The organism is Congregibacter sp. (assembly GCF_965660375.1).
In the GTDB taxonomy this organism is placed as follows: Bacteria; Pseudomonadota; Gammaproteobacteria; order Pseudomonadales; family Halieaceae; genus Congregibacter.
In genome coordinates this window covers 22,756-42,047 of record NZ_CBFHZO010000049.1, presented here as the reverse complement: position 1 = coordinate 42,047, position 19,292 = coordinate 22,756, and the positions used below count along the sequence as shown (strand labels likewise).

At 58.6% G+C, this 19,292-nt stretch carries 15 protein-coding genes; 11 read left to right on the top strand and 4 right to left on the bottom strand.

Annotation, left to right across the window (positions count from 1 at the left end; all coding sequences use genetic code 11):
- Positions 1 to 191 precede the first annotated feature (191 nt).
- A complete protein-coding gene (locus tag ACTG3T_RS04065; RefSeq protein ID WP_439100985.1) occupies positions 192 to 1,214 on the top strand; it encodes a phosphotransferase in 1,023 nt (340 codons plus the stop codon).
- 38 nt (positions 1,215 to 1,252) lie between these two features.
- Here the strand turns inward: ACTG3T_RS04065 and ACTG3T_RS04060 are convergent, their stop codons facing one another.
- Positions 1,253 to 2,947, bottom strand: a complete 1,695-nt coding sequence (locus ACTG3T_RS04060; RefSeq protein ID WP_439100984.1) for a DUF3336 domain-containing protein — start codon at positions 2,945 to 2,947, stop codon at positions 1,253 to 1,255.
- Positions 2,948 to 3,161: 214 nt separating this feature from the next.
- Between ACTG3T_RS04060 and ACTG3T_RS04055 the strand changes: the two genes are divergently transcribed.
- The gene (locus ACTG3T_RS04055) at positions 3,162 to 4,229 is read left to right on the top strand and encodes an efflux RND transporter periplasmic adaptor subunit (RefSeq protein ID WP_439100983.1); all 1,068 of its coding nucleotides are present in this window, start codon (positions 3,162 to 3,164) and stop codon (positions 4,227 to 4,229) included.
- Positions 4,230 to 4,231: 2 nt separating this feature from the next.
- Positions 4,232 to 7,291 carry an efflux RND transporter permease subunit gene (locus ACTG3T_RS04050; protein ID WP_439100982.1) on the top strand — a complete coding sequence of 1,020 codons (3,060 nt, stop codon included), beginning with the start codon at positions 4,232 to 4,234 and terminating at the stop codon, positions 7,289 to 7,291.
- A 24-nt stretch (positions 7,292 to 7,315) separates the two neighbouring features.
- Here the strand turns inward: ACTG3T_RS04050 and ACTG3T_RS04045 are convergent, their stop codons facing one another.
- Positions 7,316 to 8,881, bottom strand: coding sequence for an acyl-CoA synthetase (locus ACTG3T_RS04045; RefSeq protein ID WP_439100981.1), 1,566 nt, complete (start codon positions 8,879 to 8,881; stop codon positions 7,316 to 7,318).
- 132 nt (positions 8,882 to 9,013) lie between these two features.
- Between ACTG3T_RS04045 and ACTG3T_RS04040 the strand changes: the two genes are divergently transcribed.
- The 8 genes from ACTG3T_RS04040 to ACTG3T_RS04005 all read left to right on the top strand — a co-directional run bounded on the left by ACTG3T_RS04040 (position 9,014) and on the right by ACTG3T_RS04005 (position 16,701).
- Entirely contained in the window at positions 9,014 to 9,820 is an 807-nt protein-coding gene (locus ACTG3T_RS04040; protein ID WP_439100980.1) for a putative hydro-lyase, read from the top strand.
- Between the two features lie 11 nt (positions 9,821 to 9,831).
- Entirely contained in the window at positions 9,832 to 10,566 is a 735-nt protein-coding gene (locus ACTG3T_RS04035) for a 5-oxoprolinase subunit PxpA (RefSeq protein WP_439100979.1), read from the top strand.
- Positions 10,563 to 11,252, top strand: coding sequence for a 5-oxoprolinase subunit PxpB (gene pxpB, locus ACTG3T_RS04030; protein ID WP_439100978.1), 690 nt, complete (start codon positions 10,563 to 10,565; stop codon positions 11,250 to 11,252). The genes ACTG3T_RS04035 and pxpB overlap by 4 nt, the downstream gene beginning before the upstream one ends.
- On the top strand, positions 11,249 to 12,190 hold the full coding sequence (locus tag ACTG3T_RS04025; RefSeq protein ID WP_439100977.1) for a biotin-dependent carboxyltransferase family protein: 942 nt from the start codon (positions 11,249 to 11,251) through the stop codon (positions 12,188 to 12,190). The genes pxpB and ACTG3T_RS04025 overlap by 4 nt, the downstream gene beginning before the upstream one ends.
- Positions 12,187 to 13,056, top strand: coding sequence for a glutamate cyclase domain-containing protein (locus ACTG3T_RS04020; protein ID WP_439100976.1), 870 nt, complete (start codon positions 12,187 to 12,189; stop codon positions 13,054 to 13,056). The genes ACTG3T_RS04025 and ACTG3T_RS04020 overlap by 4 nt, the downstream gene beginning before the upstream one ends.
- A 71-nt stretch (positions 13,057 to 13,127) precedes the next feature.
- A complete protein-coding gene (locus tag ACTG3T_RS04015) occupies positions 13,128 to 13,985 on the top strand; it encodes an aminotransferase class IV (protein WP_439100975.1) in 858 nt (285 codons plus the stop codon).
- Between the two features lies 1 nt (position 13,986).
- Positions 13,987 to 15,066 (top strand): alanine racemase, encoded by a 1,080-nt coding sequence (gene alr / locus ACTG3T_RS04010; protein ID WP_439100974.1) that lies wholly within the window; start codon positions 13,987 to 13,989, stop codon positions 15,064 to 15,066.
- A 90-nt stretch (positions 15,067 to 15,156) separates the two neighbouring features.
- A complete protein-coding gene (locus tag ACTG3T_RS04005; RefSeq protein ID WP_439100973.1) occupies positions 15,157 to 16,701 on the top strand; it encodes a Ppx/GppA phosphatase family protein in 1,545 nt (514 codons plus the stop codon).
- A 47-nt stretch (positions 16,702 to 16,748) separates the two neighbouring features.
- On the opposite strand, the gene ACTG3T_RS04000 is transcribed toward ACTG3T_RS04005, so the two are convergent.
- Both ACTG3T_RS04000 and ACTG3T_RS03995 read right to left on the bottom strand, forming a co-directional pair.
- Complete coding sequence (locus ACTG3T_RS04000; RefSeq protein ID WP_439100972.1) at positions 16,749 to 17,573, bottom strand: general secretion pathway protein GspB; 825 nt, start codon at positions 17,571 to 17,573, stop codon at positions 16,749 to 16,751.
- Positions 17,574 to 17,610: 37 nt separating this feature from the next.
- Positions 17,611 to 19,272 (bottom strand): AAA family ATPase, encoded by a 1,662-nt coding sequence (locus ACTG3T_RS03995; RefSeq protein WP_439100971.1) that lies wholly within the window; start codon positions 19,270 to 19,272, stop codon positions 17,611 to 17,613.
- Positions 19,273 to 19,292: the final 20 nt, after the last annotated feature.

The window sequence follows — 19,292 nt, the reverse complement described above, 5'->3', positions numbered from 1 at the left end:
ATTGTGACTTAACCAGTGGCGGACCCAGGGATGAGACCGCTCGCGGCCCGAGAGAATAGCCGCCCCGCCGCCCATAGACAACTTTTCACTTCCTGCGGTGAGGGCCCACCGCCCAGCGCTCAGGAAGATGAATTGCAAGGAACGGCAAGCTCCTGCAAACTCGCTGGCTCGCAGAATAGCCAGAGCGGATCATGAGCACGCAAACTCTCAACCTTGAAGCACTACAGAACTATTTACAGGACAAACTGCCGGGGTTCTCCGGGCAGCTGCGGGCGGAAAAATTTGCCGGCGGCCAGTCCAACCCCACGTTTCTCCTGAGCGACGATTCCCAGAAATGGGTCTTGCGGAGAAAACCGCCGGGGGAACTCCTCGCCTCCGCCCACGCCGTGGATCGCGAGTACCGCGTCCTTAGCGCTCTCTGGAACACGGATGTTCCCGTCGCTAAAACCTACCTGCTGTGCGAGGACGAAAGCGTTATCGGCTCCATGTTCTACATTATGGAATACCTTGAGGGCCGCGTTTTCTGGGATCCGGAACTACCGGAGGTAAACTCTAACGAGGAACGCGCTGCGATTTACGCTGATATGAATCGTGTTCTTGCCGCCCTTCACAGCGTGGATCCTACCAGCGTAGGTCTTGAAGACTTTGGCAGACCAGGCAATTATTTCGAACGTCAGGTGGGACGCTGGACCAAGCAATATCGCGCATCGGAGACTGAGCACAGCCCGGCCATGGAGCGTCTCATAGAGTGGCTCCCGGCGAATATGCCCAAAGACGATGGCCTTGTAAGCCTCGTGCACGGAGACTATCGCCTCGACAATCTCATGTTCCATCCCACAGAGCCCCGAGTGATTGGCGTTCTCGACTGGGAGCTATCCACACTGGGGCACCCTCTCGCCGACCTGTCCTACCAGGTCATGGCCTGGCAAATGCCGGCCGGAGACGGCTTGAGAGGCCTCAACGGCTGTGACCGCGCTGCATTGGGTATCCCCTCGGATGAGGAGTACATCGCAAGCTATTGTGAGCGCACGGGACGCGGGGATATTGCGAACTGGAATTTTTACCTGGTGTTCTGCTTTTTCCGCCTGGCCGCGATTCTCCAAGGCGTAAAAAAACGTTCCCTCATTGGTACCGCATCCAGCGCAGAAGCGGATGCGAAAGGCGCCCTTGTGGAGCCCCTGGCAGACATGGGTGTGCGCTACATCGACGCCTGATAAAACGTTTGTCCTTCGGAGGCGGCCTCTGTTTACGCTCAGGCCGCCGCGTCGCTAACACGCTCAGTATCTTTGCCCTTGCTTCCCGATGGGCGGGCAGAGCGGCCCGTGCTCTTCGGGGTCTTTTTAGCCACCCGCTTCACCGTTTTTTTCCTAACTGGCTTTGCGGCCGGTGTAATTGGGTTTTTTTCCAGACGCTGGGATCCGGTCTCGCGCATAGCTTCGCGATCAGAACGCGTGGGAGCCGGACGTCGCCGCGAAGCTCTCGGTCGCTGATACTGATCTCCCTGGGGACGCAGGTCACCGTATTCAAAGCGGTGCAGGATCTCCTCCATGGTTCGCGATATTTTGGTACAGGTCCGTATGGATTCCAGCGCGGGAAACGCTGATCGCTCGCCGGCTTCCATAAGCTCCATGAGTTCTTTCTCGGAAAGATGCGCGAGAATCTTTCCCGGATTAAAAAAGCGGAAGCTCGGTACGATGTTGATATCACCGCTGTACTCCTGATCCATCAGGGCATGGACACCATTGAGAAGCAGATTGAATCGCGGCCAGTTGTCACCCTGGCGCTGGGCCACACCGCGATAGAAATTCAGCATTTCGCGTCCCATGCCCACACCCAGGGATCCCAGCGCTCGGGTCAACTGACTGCGCTCCTTGCCACCATTGAGAAATGGTGTAGCGATGGGGTTGACCATACTGACGATGTAGTGATTGGTGCTGTACAGGCGGGATAGACGCTTGGCGGGCAAATCATCCGCAATGCTGCCGTCCACCCAGCGCCGGGTGGGGAGATAGGGCTGCGCTTCGCCGTGGACATTCCTCGCCATGAGGGTTACCGGCGGGAAAACCCCCGGCACGGCGCAGGACGCCATCACCGCGGAACGCACGAACACATTAGGCGATGTGATCGCATTGAGGAGCCGGGAGCGCTGATGGGGCTCCGCTGGCGCGACGGTGATGCTGATCTGTCGGCCGGTCTTCTCGTAAGCTTCCTGGAAGGTCAGATCGGGAATCAAACGCGCCACGATCTGTTCCAGATCGCTTACATCTATCTGGGGATTTTTCCCGAAAAACATTCGAGAGAATGCGCTCGCCTCTTTTTCCGCTTCAAAATGCACATTGGCCGGATCATAGAAGCGCGTGAGTTCCTTGTCGGTGTGGGTACCCACGACGCCGGCAACCAGCGAGCCTGCACTGGCGCCGGAGATCACCCGCGGCAGCAGATTTTGCTCGAGGAGTGTGCGTACTACGCCAAGGTGGTAGAAACCTAAAACACCGCCACCGCTGAGCATAAGCGCGGAACGGCCGTAGCAGATATTAGCTCGGTAGAAGAAATCCATTTTCTGCTGAATATCAATCTCTTTGACGTCGAGATCGGCCAGATAGCGCAGTGCATCATCTATCTCGTCAATGTACTGCTCTATCAGCTGCTTGGTGCCGTATTTGGCGCGGCGATAAAGGGAGCTGCGCCCCATGCCGCCCATATTGCCGTGAATACCCTCATTCAATGTGAATAATAGGCCCTGGTAATCGTTGCGTACCCGCAAACTCCGCAGGCGATCCAGGCGAAGCCTAATTTGCGCGTAATCATACTGACGGCTCTGATCGACGTTGCGCCAGCGCTTGGCGCCGCTGACTTCATCATGCTGCTGCGCAGCCTCGGCCCATTCCTCATAGGTCAGAGCCCCGTCCATGGTCTTTTCAATCTTCTTCAGCTTCCGCGACGACATTCAGTCTCCTACTGCACGAGTCCGTATAGGCACAGCATAGCGCACCTCAGGCATCCAAAAACATTACCAAAGGTAACAATCTGCTGCAGGCTCTGGCGCAGGAATTGGCGCCATTGAGATGCATTCCTTGACGCCAAACCCTACACTTCCCCCAGTTCCGGGCGATTGTTGCAGACCTTGGTCGCTCCCCATTACCGACAGAAGGACATTTTCTTTGCGCGCTTACCTTGTCGCTGCCGTGTTACTGGTGCTGATTCTTGGCAGCACCGCTTTTTACATACAGCAGCGCTTTGCCGCTATGGCCTCGGGCAACTTCGCGCCGCCGCCGGCCACCATTGCCGCGGGTACCGCTGAAGCCCGTCCCTGGCGGGAGACCATCGATGCGGTGGGCACCATTCGCGCCGCCCGGGGAATCCTCCTCACCGCCGAAACCAGCGGCGACATCACAGCGATGCACGTAGCATCCGGTGACAATGTCGACGTCGGAGAGCTCTTGATCAGTATCGATGAGGAATTCGAAGTCGCCACCCGCAAACGACTCGAAGCGCGCCTGCTATTGGCAGAGCAATTGTATGAGCGGGATGCCCGGCTGATTAAAGAAAACTCCATCCCCCAGAGTCAGTTGGATCAGTCTCGCGCGGATCTGCAGTCCGCCCAGGGAGAGCTTGCAGAGATTGACGCGGTGCTCAAAAACAAACGCATCAGCGCTCCCTTCGCCGGTCGCCTGGGTATTTTTCAAGTGCGCCTTGGGGACTACGTCGAAGCTGGCACTCCCCTGGTCACTCTCCAGGACGTGTCACGTTTGGAAGTGGATTTCTCGGTCCCGGATCGCTATGCCCCCCTGATGCAACCGGGCCTGCAAATTGTGCTGCGCACCGCAGCATTCCCCGATCGTCGTTTTTCTGCCACCCTCAGGGCTGTGGATTCCCAGATCGATGAAAACACGCGAAACCTGCAAATACGCGCGAGTCTGGACGAGGGCGAAGGCTTGCTCCCGGGAATGTTTGCCAGCCTGATCATCGACCTGGATCGGGAAACCCGGCGTGTATTCGTTGCAGAAACCGCGGTGAGTTACTCGCTCCAGGGGAATCTTGTCTACGTTATCGAAGAGGATGACGACGGGCTGTTTGTCAGCCCCCGCGTAGTAAAAATACTTCCCGCCAACAACGGCGAGGTGGCGGTCGTGAGCGGCATCAAGGATGGCGACCGTGTTGTGATCGCCGGACAGAACAAACTTTATCGCAACGCCCGGGTGCAAATTGACCCCGATGCGGGTATCTGACAATGCGCTTTACCGACCTGTTTATCCAACGGCCCGTTCTGGCCGTTGTGCTGAGCGCACTCATTGTTATCGCAGGCCTGGCATCCCTGGACAAAATCACCCTGAGAGAATTCCCGGAACTGGAACGGAGCGTTATTTCCGTAACGACGGTTTACCCCGGCGCAAACTCCCGCACGATTCAGGGTTTTGTCACGACGCCGCTGCAGGTGAACATCGCGGGGGCGCGAGGTGTGGAGTACATCAGCTCCTCCAGCAACCCCGGGGTTTCTGCCATTGAGGTGCACGTTCGCCTGGGTGAGAACACTTCTGATGTGTTAACGGAAGTGATTGCCAAGGTGAACGAGGCCCGGGATGAACTCCCTGATGACGTGCTGGACCCGGTGATCTCCACCGCCAGCAGTGGCGATGCCATGATGTATATGGCCTTTGTCAGCGATCAGATGACGCCCTTTCAGGTGACTGACTATCTCCTGCGCAGTGTGCAGCCAGAGCTAGCCACTATTGAAGGTGTGGGAAAAGCCGGTATTTTTGGTCGCTACCTGGCCATGCGCATCTGGCTGGACCCGGTACGCATGGCTGCGCTCAACGTCACCGCCAATGACGTTAATGCGGCTATTCGCCGGGATAATGTCATCAGCACCGCAGGTGCCACCGAAGGGGAATGGGTGCGGGTAACCGTGGACGCGGTAACCGGCATGCGCACCGCCGAAGAGTTTCAGGCCCTCGTGGTTCGCCAGGACAAGGATCGCCAGGTTCGTCTGGGTGATATCGCTGATGTGGAACTCGCGGCGGAGAACAATCAGTCGCGGCAGTCCACCAGTGGTCGCGACACCGTGTTTATGTCGATTACCACAGCCCCCGATGCCAACCCTCTTTCGGTGTCCGCTGCGGTGCACGCCCTCCTCCCGGCGATCGAAGCCAACCTTCCGGCGGATCTGGAACTCATCCTCGACTGGGATAGCTCCGTGGCGATTGATGACGCGTTGCAGGAAGTGATCAATACACTTCTTGAAGCAGGGGTGATCGTGATTCTGGTGATTTTCCTGTTCCTGGGATCTCTCCGTGTGGTCCTAATCCCCCTGGTCGCCATACCGCTGTCCCTCATTGGCGTGGTGTTCATCATGCTGAGCATGGGCTTTTCCCTGAACCTGCTGACACTGCTGGCCATGGTGATCGCCATCGGCCTGGTGGTTGATGACGCCATCGTGGTGGTGGAGAACGTCCACCGGCATATCGAGGATGGCGCTACACCCATGCAGGCCGCGATCGATGGCGCCAGAGAGGTAGCACTGCCGGTCATTGCCATGACGGTGACCCTCGCAGCGGTCTACGCGCCTATCGCATTTATCGGCGGCCTCACCGGCGCCCTGTTCAGTGAGTTCGCTCTGACCCTTGCGGGCGCCGTGCTGGTATCGGGCGTGGTGGCGCTCACCTTGAGCCCCATGATGGCCTCGCGATTTTTACAGGCACAGGGCGACCAGGGACGTTTTGCCGACGCCTTGGATAATTTTTTTCATGGCATGAACCGCGGATATCAACGATTGCTGGAGCACTGCCTGGCAAATCGCGGAGCCGTGCTGATGTTCGCCGGGGGTATTCTCCTGAGTCTCCCTGCGCTGTTTCTCATCAGCCAGCGGGAACTCGCCCCGGAAGAAGATACGGGCTCGCTTTACGTCGTGGGATCCGCGCCCAGTTATGCGAACCTGGATTACGTCAGCGTTTTCCTTGATCAGGTAGTGGACATCTGGAAAGACATCCCCGAGATTCAATCTTCCTGGCAGGTGGCGCAGCCCGACAGTAACTTTGGGGGACTGAATATGACGCCCTGGCGGGAAAGAAGCCGAACCCAGCAGGAGGTGCAAAGAGAACTGCAGGCCAAGCTCGGGGGCGTGTCGGGCATGGAGATGTTCAGCTTTGGCAATCCGGCGCTCCCGGGATCCGATTCGGGACTGCCCCTGAGCTTTGTGGTCGCCTCCACCGCAGACTACGCCGAGGTGGAACGCGTGGGGGATGAGCTTCTCAGTGCTGCCCGGGAATCCGGTCTGTTTATCTTTGTCAATCAGAGCCTGGATTTTAACCGCCCGGAAATCAGCGTAAACATCAACCGGGAGCTGGCAGCCAGACTCGGTATCTCCATGCAGGATATCGCCAACACGCTAGCGGTGATGCTGGGGGAGGCGGAAGTCAACCGCTTCACCCGGGAGGGTCGCAGCTACAAGGTGATTCCCCAGGCCGGGCGAAACTTTCGACTCACCCAATCAGAACTGGAGAAATACTATTTGCGCACCACCGGCGGTGACCTCGTACCCTTGTCCAGCGTCATCAGCCTGGAAACCCGGGTGGAGCCCAACACACTGTCGCAATACCAGCAGCTCAACAGCACAACCCTCCAGGGTATGATGATGCCGCCCAACACCCTGGGGGACGGTCTGGCGTTTCTTGAAACGACATTGCAGGAAATCGCCCCCCGAGGGTTTCGTGTGGGATACACAGGCGCATCGCGACGCTACGTGCAGGAGAGCGCAACCTTTCCGATATTGTTTGCCATGTCCCTGGTGCTGATCTTCCTGGTGCTCGCCGCGCAGTTCAACAGCTTCCGCGATCCACTGGTGGTGCTGGTAGCAGTGCCGCTGTCAGTCTTTGGCGCCATGCTGCCCATAGCCATGGGTGTCATGACGCTCAACATCTATACCCAGGTGGGATTGCTCACCCTCATTGGCCTGATCGCAAAGCACGGCATTCTCATTGTGGAGTTTGCCAATCAGTTGGTGCAGGGAGGTGCCGATCGACGCAGCGCGGTACTCCAGTCAGCCACCCTGAGACTCCGCCCTATCCTGATGACCACCTTTGCCACGGTACTGGGCGTTCTGCCCCTCGTGTTGGCGGCGGGCCCGGGCGCCAATGCGCGCTTCGGCATCGGCCTGACCATTACCGCAGGCATGCTCATTGGCACCCTGTTCACGCTGTTTGTGCTACCGGTGATGTATCTGCCGTTCCGACGGGAGAAAGCCCCGGCACAGACCGGGGAAGAGGCGCTGGCGAGTCCGACAGCGTCAACCTGAGCAAGCAGGCGGCCAGAGGCTCCCCTACTCCTTCATGGAATCATCGCGGGCCGCCGCACGGTATTCCTCCACCAGGTGGCGCTTGTAGAGTTTTCCGTTATCCAGTCGCGGCAGGTTCTCGTCGAAGTCGATGGAACGTGGAATCTTGATGTGTGAGAGACGCTCCCGCAGCCACTCCATCAGCTCAATGGCCACTTCGTCGGTGGCGTCCACCCAGTTCTGAGGCTGCACCACCGCCTTTACCTCTTCGCCAAATTCCTGATGGGGAATACCGAACACAGCTACATCCGCGACTTTGTCGTGGGTAATAAGCAGGTTTTCCACTTCCTGAGGATAGATGTTGACCCCGCCACTAATAATCATGAAGTGTTTGCGGTCGGTCAGATAAAGGTAGCCATCCTCATCGAGGTAACCCACATCGCCGGTATTGGCCCAGCCCCGTTCGTTGTAGGACTCAGCGGTTTTTTCCGGCTCCTTGTAGTACTCGAAGGAGGCCTGGGAGCCGCTGAAGTAAATGGCACCGATTTCCCCCGGAGGCAGTTCATGCCCCTCCTCGTCTACAACATGTAACTCACCCAGCATCGCCTTGCCTACAGAGCCCTTGTGGGTGAGCCACTGGGGGGAGTCGATGAGGGTCGCACCAATGGACTCGCTCGCGGCGTAATACTCCACAATGACAGGACCCCACCATTCGATCATTTTTTCCTTGGTTTCTATGGGACAGGGGGCGGCAGCGTGAATGGCAAATTGCATGGAGCTTAAGTCGTATTTGTTCCGCACCTCCTCCGGCAGCTTCAACATGCGCACAAACATGATGGGCACCCACTGACTGTGGGTCACACGATGCTCTTCGATAAGCGCTAAAGCGCGCTCGGGATCGAACTGCTCCATAATGACCGTCGTACCGCCCATGTAGAGCGTGAGCATGTTGTAGTGCAGCGGAGCAGCGTGATACAGCGGCGCCGGCGACAGATACACTGTCTCCTCACCAAATCCGAAGGCGGCTCCCAGGGTCGGGGCCAGAAAATGGGGCGCGTGAACATCGTCCGATTCCGGGGCGACAAAAACCCCTTTAGGCTGCCCCGTGGTTCCCGACGAATACAGCATGGGAACACCGTTAGCCTGATCATCGATGGCCGTTGTGGGTTGGGCATCGGTGGCCTCTTCCCAGGATGTAAAGTTTTCCCGCACGCCCCCCGCCATAAAATAATGGCTTACACCGGTAGCCTGGCTGGCCGCCGCTTGAGCCACTTCGGCCACTTTGGGCGAAGCGATAAACAGCTTTGCCTCGCAGTTGTTCAATATGTAGGCGGTTTCTTCCGCTTTCAGATGACTGCTGATCGCGGTGTAGATCAGACCCGCCCGTTGGGCGGCCCAGCAAATCTCCAGGTATTCCCGGCGATTTTCCATCATCAGCGCGATGTGATCGCCGGCGCTCAATCCCAGGGAGCGAAACAATTGCGCCGCCTGATTGGATCGCTCATCAAGCTCGCGATAGGTCACCATGGTGTCGCTGCCGCCCAGTGCATCCGCAACAATAATTGCGGGTTTATGGGGATAGGTCTTGGCCGTTTCGCTGGGATGGGGCATCCGGGACTCCTGATTTTTTATGATTCCAATTAAGCGAGATACTATAGAAAATATCGCCTCTCAGGTACTCTGCCGTCGTCGCTGTTTCCTGTGCTTCCAGCGAACACAGTCAATACTCGAAGCAAAATTCAATTGAAGGTCGACCTAGTGACAGCTCTTGCGGACATATCTCCCGATGCGCTCCGACTGAAGATACGCAGTGGAGATTTCACGGAAAACACCTCGGGCTTTGCTCCGGGCTTTGTGCAATGCAATATCGTCATTCTGCCGTCCCGGTGGGCCGCAGATTTTCTGCGCTTCTGTCAGGCAAACCCCAGACCCTGCCCCCTTATCGCCTGCAGTGCATCACCGGGCGACACCGGACTGCCAAAACTCGGTGACATTGATATCCGCAGTGACATCCCGTCCTACCGGGTTTTTCGCAACGGTGCATTGGAAAAAGAGTGTGACAACATCAATGATCTTTGGACGGAGGATCTGATGACCTTCGCCCTCGGCTGCTCCTTCTCCTTCGAGGAGGCCCTCCTCGAGGCTGGCCTGGATGTGCGAAATGTCAGCGAAAAGGTCAACGTGCCCATGTACCGGAGCAATATCCCCTGTGAATCAGCGGGCCCTTTCTCGGGGGATATGGTAGTGAGTATGCGGCCCTTTCTTCCCGCCCATGCTATTCGCGCGATTCAAGTTTGCAGCCGATTTCCCGCGGTCCATGGCGCCCCCGTACATTTTGGCGACCCCGCCACCATCGGCATTGAAAACCTTGCTATACCGGACTATGGCGACCCGGTAAGCATCCGCGAGGGCGAGGTCCCGCTGTTCTGGGCCTGTGGTGTTACCCCCCAGGTAGCCCTGGAGAATGCTGCGCCACCGCTGGCTATTACCCATAGCCCAGGCTGCATGTTGGTAACGAATCTGCGCAATGCTGAGCTGGCTGTTTTATAGGAGCGTACCAGGTGCTGTTGAACTGTGATTTAGGTGAGAGCTACGGAAACTGGCGCATGGGCCTCGATGAAGAGGTAATGCCTTTTCTGGATCAGGCCAATGTTGCCTGCGGATTCCACGCCGGCGACCCTTTCACCATGGAGAAAACACTCAAACTGGCAGCTGAACACGGTGTGACCATTGGCGCCCATCCGGCTTACCCCGATCTGGTGGGGTTTGGCCGGCGCAGCATGGCGATGTCCGCTGAGGAGCTTCGCAGCGCTCTGCTCTATCAGATTGCGGCCATAGACGGCATGGCAGGCACGCTGGGAGTGAGCGTTGAATATGTAAAGCCCCACGGTGCCTTGTATAACGACATGATGGCCAACGGCGAGATACGTGACACCGTAATGCGCACCGTGGCCGCTTACGGGAAGCCCATGACACTGATGCTGCAGGCCACCACCGCGGCTGAGCAGCATCAGGATGAGGCCGCAGCTCTTGATCTGGGCCTGCTGTTTGAGGCATTCGCCGATCGCTGCTACGACGTTGACGGACGCTTGCTGTCCCGGCGGAAACCCGGCGCGGTGCACAGTAAGGAACGTATGCTGGCTCAGGTCGAACAATTGGCCAAAAAGTCCACGGTCACCACCGTCTCCGGCGACACGCTAAGGCTCAGAGTCGACAGCCTTTGCGTACACGGCGACAACGCCGAGGGTGTTCAGGCCATCCGCGACATCCGAAAGCTCCTGACGGACCACCTATGACCGACACCCTGAGGATCGAATGCGCCGGCGAGGCTGCACTCATCGTGTACCTGGGCGATGAGAGTTCACCTGCGGTAGCAGCCAGGGTGCAGGCGCTGGGCGATGCACTGCGGCCAAAACTGGGCCCCGTGCTTCTGGATCTCATTCCCTCTTACGCGTCACTGCTGGTGTTGTACGATCCCCTCGAAAGCGATCGCTATCACGTCAGTCAATGCATCAGAGCCTGCCTGCCTGCGCTGGCCAATGCCACCACCGGCAGCGGTCGGCTTGTGGAGATTCCCGTGTATTACAGCCAGGAGAGCGGCGAAGATCTTGCGGCGCTGGCGAAGAGTAAGAGTCTGTCCGTCGACGAGGTCATCAGCATACACAGCAGCCAGGAGTACCGCGTTTACGCCATTGGCTTTGCACCGGGTTTTGCCTATCTCGGCGATGTCGATCCGCGTATTGCGGCCCCCCGGCTTAACACACCACGCCAGAAAGTACCCCGGGGGGCCGTTGCAATTGCCGACCGACAAACGGCGGTGTATCCCGCCCCATCCCCCGGCGGGTGGAATCTTATCGGGCGCTCCCCCCAGAAGATGTTTGATCCCCACGCCAAAGAGCCCATGCCTGTGCAGGTCGGCGATCGTGTGCGTTTTACGCCCATGGACCGATCGGCGTTTCTACTGGCGGGAGGCAGCCTGTGAACGCCCTCGACGTTCTCCAACCGGGATTACTCAGTCTGCTGCAGGATAAAGGACGGTTTGCCCAGGCCGCCGTCGGACTCACCACCGGCGGCCCCATGGACTACACCTCGGCATCGCTGGCTAATCGTCTGCTACAGAACGATGTCAATGCGACCCTTGTCGAAGTGAGTTTCGGGGGACTTTCCCTGCGCGCTAACGACAGCATTCAAGTGGCTGTTACTGGCGCTACCCTTCCCCTGACGGTGAACGGTGACGAGCGCTCCCTATGGTCGGTCATCGATCTCGATGCCGGCGACGAAATCAGTCTGGGTTTCAGTACCACGGGGTGCCGCAGCTACCTTGCGGTAAGAGGCGGCTTTGCGATTAAGGAAAGCTTTGGCAGCAGCTCTACTGTGATCCGGGAAGAGATGGGGGGACTCAACGGCGGAAAACTGGAGACCGGAGATCGCCTTCCCGTGAACCCCGGTGACAAGGTCCCGTTGCAGTGGTATCCGCCTCGCCTGAGACCCAGGTATCATCACCGCGCGACCGTACGCGTCGTGCCCGGATATCAACAGGCCCACTTTTCCCGTCTGGAGCAACGCCGGTTTTTCGGTAGCGACTATACGGTAACCGACCGCAGCGACCGCATGGGTTATCGCCTTGAAGGCCCCGCTATCCATTGCGACATCCAGGGCATCCTCTCCGAAGGCATAGCACCCGGCGCCATACAGGTGCCCCCAGACGGGCAACCCATCGTGCTGCTCAACGACCGTCAAACCATAGGGGGCTACCCGAAGCTTGGCTGCGCGCTGTCCCTGGATGCGGCAGCTCTAGCTCAACTGCGACCGGGAGACACCGTCACGTTTACCCCCATTTCCGAGCACCGGGCGCACAATGCCCTGCACCTCGCCAGCGTCTTTGAACGCTCGCGCATTCCAGAGCCCGCACCAAAATGAACCTCACCGTCTTGAGTGATTCCATCGAGGCTTTGCTGGTGGAGAAAAACCTCCGGCGCATGGCTGAGCTCCGCCCCGCGCTGACACCCGGTTACTGCCTGCGGGCTGCCCGCCTGCTGGAGCAGTCCCAAAGGGTTCTCATCGGTACGGGGTTTCCGGTGCTGCACACCTTCGAAACTGATGGCCCTCTGGGGGCCATCGCCCTGTACCGGGCCCTGGAACATCTGGGCAAGGACTGTCACCTCGCTTGCGCAGACCCGCTGGCGAGCGCCCTGGGCACAGACTTTAAGGTGCTGAAACTGGAGGCTTTTGATCTTGAAAAGGGCCTCGCAGAAGCTCGGGACGCCCTTGCGTCCCTCAAACCCGATGTGGTGCTTTCCATAGAACGGCCGGGGCTCGCTGCGGACCAGCGGTACTACAATATGCGGGGCGAGGACATCTCCCCACGCTGCGCAATATTTGATTACTATCTGACCCAGTCACAGGCCCCCAGTATCGCCATAGGGGACGGGGGCAATGAAATCGGGATGGGCAAACTTCAGGCGGAAGTCAGTGCTCTGGACATCCACGGCGCGGCAACAAGCTGTGATGAGTTGCTCGTTGCTGATGTATCCAACTGGGGCGGCTATGGACTGATCGCTGTTTTGGAGGCTCTGACACAGACACCGCTGCTGGAGTTGATCACTCATGATGAGACCCTTCGGTATTTGTCGGAGCATGGAAGCATTGATGGCGTGACGAGGGAAAACACCCTGACGGAAGATGGCTTACCGGCTGCGGCCGGCGCAGAGCTGCTTACGGAGCTCCAGCGCTTGGTCAATACCCATAACCGGTCAATGGATGGTGCCGCTGAAGGCCCGACATAGCGTTCAACGGAAAGTACGACCAACAGCACAAGCACAAGCACAAGCACAAGCACAAGCAAGAGTAGAGCACTATGAATCAGGTTTATCTCAATGGGCAGTTCATGCCCATGAGCGAGGCAAAGATTTCGCCCATGGACCGCGGGTTTCTCTTCGGCGACGGCATCTATGAGGTCATCCCCGTCTACAGCGGGAAAAGCGTCGGACTGGGCCCACACCTGGCGCGCATGCAGGAAGGTCTCGATGCCATTGAGCTCAGTCTGCATATCGAGCACAGCGAATGGCGTACTATTGTAGATGAGCTCGCCAGCGCCAATGACGGCGAAAACCTGGGCATCTATATCCAGGTCAGCCGGGGCGCAGACAGCAAACGCAACCACGCCATGCCTGTGGGAATAGAGGCAACACGTTTTGCCTTTGCCTTTGAGATAGCACCGCCGCCGAAAGCTGACAAGGCACGGGCGACGCGCTTTGAAGTGTCGGCGACCCGGGATCTTCGCTGGCAGCGTTGCAACATCAAGTCCACGTCATTGCTGGGTAACGTCATGCATTACCAGCATGGCCATGCAAAAGGACACCATGAGACGCTGCTGTTCAACAGCCAGGACGAGCTTACCGAAGCTGCGGCCTGCAACGTTTTTATCGTCAAGGATGGCGTGATTGCCACGCCCCTGCTGGATCATCAGAAGCTGCCGGGAATCACGCGACTCATGCTCCTTGATATGCTGAAAAAGCATTCTCGACGCACAGTTCAGGAGCGCGTGATCACCCGCGATGAAGTGGACAACGCCGATGAGGTCTGGCTCACCAGTTCCAGCAAAGAGGTAGCCCCGGTCGTTGCCATCGAAGGCAAACCCGTGGGCAATGGCGAAGTGGGCGACGTGTGGCTCGAGGCCGAAACACTGTTCAGCCAGCATCGCTTCGAGTACTGAAGTGGCGCGCCCCACGCAGGCCAGGATCCTGACGGGAAACATCCGTCACAATGCCCAGCGGGTCCGCGAGCGAGCGCCAAACTCGCGCGTCATGGCCTGCGTTAAAGCGGATGGCTACGGCCACGGTATTACTACCGTAAGCGAGACACTGCACGACATCGTAGACGGCTTTGCGGTTGCCTGTATGTCAGAAGCGCTGGCTTTACGCGACGCTGGGGTCAGTAAGCCGGTCTTGATGCTCGAAGGCCCCCAGAGTGCTGATGAGATTCCGGAAGCGGCGCAGAAAAATCTCACCCTGTGTATCAACGAGTGGCACCAGCTCGAATGGCTTGAAAAGGCTCGGCTCAGCGCTCCCCTCCCCTGCTGGCTGAAAATCGATACCGGGATGCATCGCCTGGGATTCAGTCCACAAGGCACAGCCGAAGCACTGCAAAGGCTTGAGCGCCAGGCGAGGGGGTCGGAACTTGTACTCTGTACGCATTTTTCCAGCGCAGACCTGCCAACGGATAACGGCGTAGAACAGCAACTGCAGTGTTTTGATGAAGCGGCGGGCGGTGCCCCCTACGCCCAAAGTACCGCCAACTCAGCGGCGATTTTAAAAATACCTGGGAGCCATCGGGACTGGGTTCGCCCCGGCTACATGCTCTATGGTGGATCCCCCCTTGCGGATGCTGCCGCGGCGGAGATGAATCTCAAACCTGCTATGGAGTTCAGTGCCGAGGTCATCAGCGTTCGAGACGTGCCCACGGGTGATCGTGTCGGCTATCGCGGCCGCTGGGAAGCGAAGAGACCCTCGCGCATCGCCACGGTAGCCGCCGGTTATGGTGATGGCTACCCTCGCCATGCGCCCGACGGCACACCGGTCTTCATTGATGGCAAGCGCGCCCTCCTGGCTGGGCGGGTGTCCATGGATATGATCACCCTGGACGTGACGGAGCACCCGGAAATTTGCGTGGGTGCCAGAGCAGTGCTTTGGGGAGCGGAACCCACAGTCGATGAAATAGCAACGGCGGCAGACACCATTGGCTACGAGATCCTGGCGGGCATGCCCAGGCGCGTGCCTCGCCTGGTCACGGGCTAAAGCCATCGCCGACCTTCGAATACCGGGTGCGGCGGGAGAAGCTCTCCGATAAACTAATCCGTCAATCCCGGGACGGACTGCAGAAACATCTTGGAAGCACCAAAAGCACAGAAAAAGAACGCATCGACACCCGAGGAAAATCCCGCCGCGCTTAAAGATGGAAGCCTTCTCGCCGCGGTAGATTTGGGCAGCAACTCCTTCCACCTTCTCATCGCCAGGATTGAGCAGGGAGAGATCCGACCTGCCCAGGCCCTATCGGAAAAAGTGCAGCTGGCTGCCGGGCTGGAGGCGGACACCTTGTCCCAGGACGCTATCGATCGTGGCCTTGAGTGTCTCAGTCGCTTTGCACAGCTCCTGCAGAGCGTAGAGCCCCAGCGCATACGCGTCGTCGGCACCAACGCCCTCCGCCGGGCACGGAACCGAAAAACCTTCACCGAGCCTGCGCGGAGAATCCTGGGCGCACCCATCGACGTGATCTATGGACGCGAGGAAGCCCGGCTGGTGTATCTGGGCGTGGCACACACGCTTGCCGATGACAGCCAGTCCCGTCTGGTGGTGGATATCGGCGGCGGCAGCACCGAGTTCGCCATCGGCGAACGCTTCGAACCGCGCAAACTGGAAAGCCTGCAGTTGGGTTGCGTGACCTACAGCAAAGATTGCTTCAAGGATGGCCTCCTTTCCAAAAGCAATTATAAATGCGCCTATGATCGCGCCTGTGTGGAGGTTTCCCACATCCGCAAGCAATTTCGCAGCAAGCACTGGGTAGAAGCCGTGGGTTCCTCGGGGACCCTGCAGGCCATCGAGGGGATCCTCATCGCCCAGGAATGGGCCGACGACATGATCACCCGCAAGGGTTTGACACGCATGCGAAAGGCACTTCTTGATTTCAAGCACCTGGATGACATCAATCTTGAGGGTCTCAGCGACGCGAGACGGTCGGTCATCGCATCAGGGGTTGCCATCACGGAAGCAATTTTTGATGTATTGGATATAGACCAGATGCGAAGTTCCCGTGGGGCACTGCGCGAGGGCGTTGTCTACGATCTGGTGGGACGTCTGAGCCATGAAGACGTGCGGGAGCGAAGCATTATCGCTTTGATGCAGCGCTATCACGTCGACGAGGAATCCGCTCATATAGTGGCGCGCCGTGCACGTATGCTATTTGATGCGACCTATAGGTCCTGGGAGCTCACCGACAGCGACCGCGAACTACTGCTCTGGGCTGCGCTATCCCAGGAGATCGGCAAGGCTATTGCCCACAAGCACTACCATCGCCACGGTGCCTACCTTCTGCGAAACTCCGACCTTCCCGGCTTTCCTCAGCATGAGCAGGAAGATATGGCGGTCCTTGTAGAGGGTCAGCACGGAAAAATCCGTCAGGAGCTTTTTGGTGACAGCGAGGGCGCGACATTGCTCAGGCTGCAAAGACTGGTAGCACTATTGCGCCTGGCGACACTCTTCAAATACGTTGAACCTCTCGAGCAGCTACCGGATTTTGCCATCAACGCATCGTCCAAAGGTCTGAAGCTCGATTTTCCCGATGACTGGCTGGAGCAGCATCCGCTCACCGCCCAGGAACTGACGCAGCAGCGGGGGATGTTCAAACGCATTGCACTGTGTCTGGAGTTCAACTGATACCGGGATCGTACGCGTCCCCTACGCCGGACCCGACGATCAGGGACTCATAAATTGACCCAGCTGTTCAGTGCGCGCAGGCGAAACTCGCTCCCCTGAAAGCGCAGAATCACCGAGTCGCTCAGTATGTCCAAAACCTCCACTCCCCGGGTCCGCTGCCCGGGCGTCAGGCTTGTGCCGTTGATCGTGACCGTCGAACGCCCGGAGCTACTGTAGTCGTGGCGGGAGTACATAAGCGTCGGCACGCTATCTTTAAACCGCTTTGTCAGATCCTCCAGAAGCGATGCGGGGTGCGGCTGCAAACCACTATTCGCCGCCTGGGCGCGCACCTCGCGTAACACCTGCTCCACATCAATCTCCCTTTCACTGAGACTTTGTGCAGTTTGCACCGGGGGCGCTTCGACGCCGGTAGCCGCGTCGGGCTGGGACGCAGGGGACCTCGGGTCTGTCTCATCGATGGCAGACTCGGCGGGCCGCGCATACAGTGCCGCGACCGCGGCGTCTTGCTCCAGCGACGAAGCCTGGCGCTTCTCACTAGCTATATTTTTTGCGAGGGCCTCTTCATCAGTCGGTGATGATTGCTGCGCCCTCACGGCGGTGTCCACCTGCCTTGTGGTCTGGTTTGCTGACAGTGAAACCGCAACCGGTTTAATAAGATCGGGGGCGGTCGTCGTACTTCGAAGTGTTATGAGCAGGGTCGCAAGCGCAAGGAACACGAGACAAACAACGGCTGCCACCACTAAGGACTTTATTCCGGTTCTGCCAACGGATCGCCCTGGGGGGGTCTCCTGCGCCAGTATGCCCGGTGCGGGACTGGCCTCTTCGCGCTTCTCACGCTCGGCACGACTCAAGGCATCCAGAATCAGCGACACAGACGAGCGCTCCCCATACAGGCCGGCTTGTTTAGCCTCACGATTTACCGCCAGATTGCGCGTCAGCCCAGGCCTGCGCCTCAGCAAAGCCCAAATCATCACCCACTGCGAGCGACAGGGCACGGAGGGTGTTTTCCCCGAGCACCCCATCGGCACGAAGACCCTGCTGCTGCTGAAAAAGTTTCACCCGTGCTTCAAGACGGCTGTCAAAGAGCGAATCAGTGAGAGGCTGCATCTGGCCATCCAGACGGGCAAACAAGGCGGCTACCCGCGACACGTCATCACCGCGGTCACCGCGCTCCAGCGTGCGCGCAACACCCGGCGACGGACGCCAAAGCTGCCAGACCGCACCGGTCCACAGGGGTGCAATACGCTCCAGAGGCATGCTCAGGGCCCCCTTCGGAGAACTCAACACCGCCCGGTTATTCTCAATAGCGAGGAGCAGGGCCCGCTGCTCGAAACGTCGCTCATCGAGAAGCCCCAGCAGCGCGGGTCGCCCCTCCATGAGCAATTGATTCCAACTTTCCAGAGCGCGTTTTTCACAGCGCAGTCCCTCCAGGGCCGTAGCGCAGGGGTTAGCGGGCATCGCCTGTTCTGCGCCATAGAGGGCACCCAGCGCTGTTGCCCCGGCCTGGGGAGACAGACGCCATTCGTCGTGCTCGGCGCTTGATACCTCCTCCACGGGAGCGGGCGTCGACGCATTGCCACTGCCATCACCGGACACCTCCATCTGGGGCAACGCCATGGCACTGGTGGTTTTCTCCACCGCTGATTCCGATCCTGAGCGCAGCGCGAGCCACAGGACGAGAGCAGTGGTCAGCACTGCGATGCTCGCCAACAGCGGTAAACGCCATGCTCCCTGCACGGCGCCGGATTCTCCATGGGCGGTGCCCATAACTTCATCGACGGCCTGATTCAACAGTCCGCGATCAAGACGATCACTATCGCGACCGTAGGCACCCAGCAACATACGGTCGCAAAGCAAATTGATGACCCTGGGAACCCCCCTACTCTTTTTGTGGATGGCCCGCACCAGCGCCGGCGAAAACAACTCCCGCCCTGCGGGCATGCCGGCGACGTGCAAACGATGCCGGATATAGGCGGCGGTCTCCTCGGGGGTCAGAGGCTGGAGGTCGAAGCGTGCTGTTATCCTCTGATTTAACTGCCGCAGCTCAGGCCTGGCGAGTTTTACCGCCAATTCGGGCTGACCAATGAGAATAATATGCAGCAACTTTTCGTCGCTGGTTTCGAGGTTGGTCAACAGACGAATCTGCTCGAGCACATCAAAGCTCAGATGCTGCGCCTCATCGATCATCAGCACCGTTTTACGGCTCTTGCCATGATTGGCCAGTAAAAAACGATGGAGAGCGTCGGTGAGTTCCTTGAGACCGGGACGATGCTCCTCAAAAACAATCCCCAGCTCCTCACACACCGTCGCCAGCATGTCCCGGGCGTCCAGCGCGGGGTTCAGCACGATGGCGATATCCGCGTTGTCGGGTAACTGCTCGATGAGACAGCGATTGATGGTGGTCTTGCCGGTACCTACCTCACCGGTGAGCAGTATAAATCCCCCACCGGCGCCCACGCCGTAGAGCAGGTGCGCCAGAGCATCACGATGCCGGGGGCTCATGTAGAGGTAACGCGGATTCACCGCGATGGAAAATGGCGCTTCGCTTAAACCGAAATACTGGTAATACATGCCAGGCTCTTTATGGATAG

What these genes read in the sequence shown, in the direction of transcription:
- ACTG3T_RS04065 (WP_439100985.1), top strand. Translation starts at nt 192, where the DNA reads ATGAGCACGCAAACTCTCAACCTTGAAGCACTACAGAACTATTTACAG.
- ACTG3T_RS04060 (WP_439100984.1), bottom strand. Translation starts at nt 2,947, where the DNA reads ATGTCGTCGCGGAAGCTGAAGAAGATTGAAAAGACCATGGACGGGGCT.
- ACTG3T_RS04050 (WP_439100982.1), top strand. Translation starts at nt 4,232, where the DNA reads ATGCGCTTTACCGACCTGTTTATCCAACGGCCCGTTCTGGCCGTTGTG.
- ACTG3T_RS04045 (WP_439100981.1), bottom strand. Translation starts at nt 8,881, where the DNA reads ATGCCCCATCCCAGCGAAACGGCCAAGACCTATCCCCATAAACCCGCA.
- pxpB (WP_439100978.1), top strand. Translation starts at nt 10,563, where the DNA reads ATGACCGACACCCTGAGGATCGAATGCGCCGGCGAGGCTGCACTCATC.
- ACTG3T_RS04020 (WP_439100976.1), top strand. Translation starts at nt 12,187, where the DNA reads ATGAACCTCACCGTCTTGAGTGATTCCATCGAGGCTTTGCTGGTGGAG.
- ACTG3T_RS04015 (WP_439100975.1), top strand. Translation starts at nt 13,128, where the DNA reads ATGAATCAGGTTTATCTCAATGGGCAGTTCATGCCCATGAGCGAGGCA.
- ACTG3T_RS03995 (WP_439100971.1), bottom strand. Translation starts at nt 19,272, where the DNA reads ATGTATTACCAGTATTTCGGTTTAAGCGAAGCGCCATTTTCCATCGCG.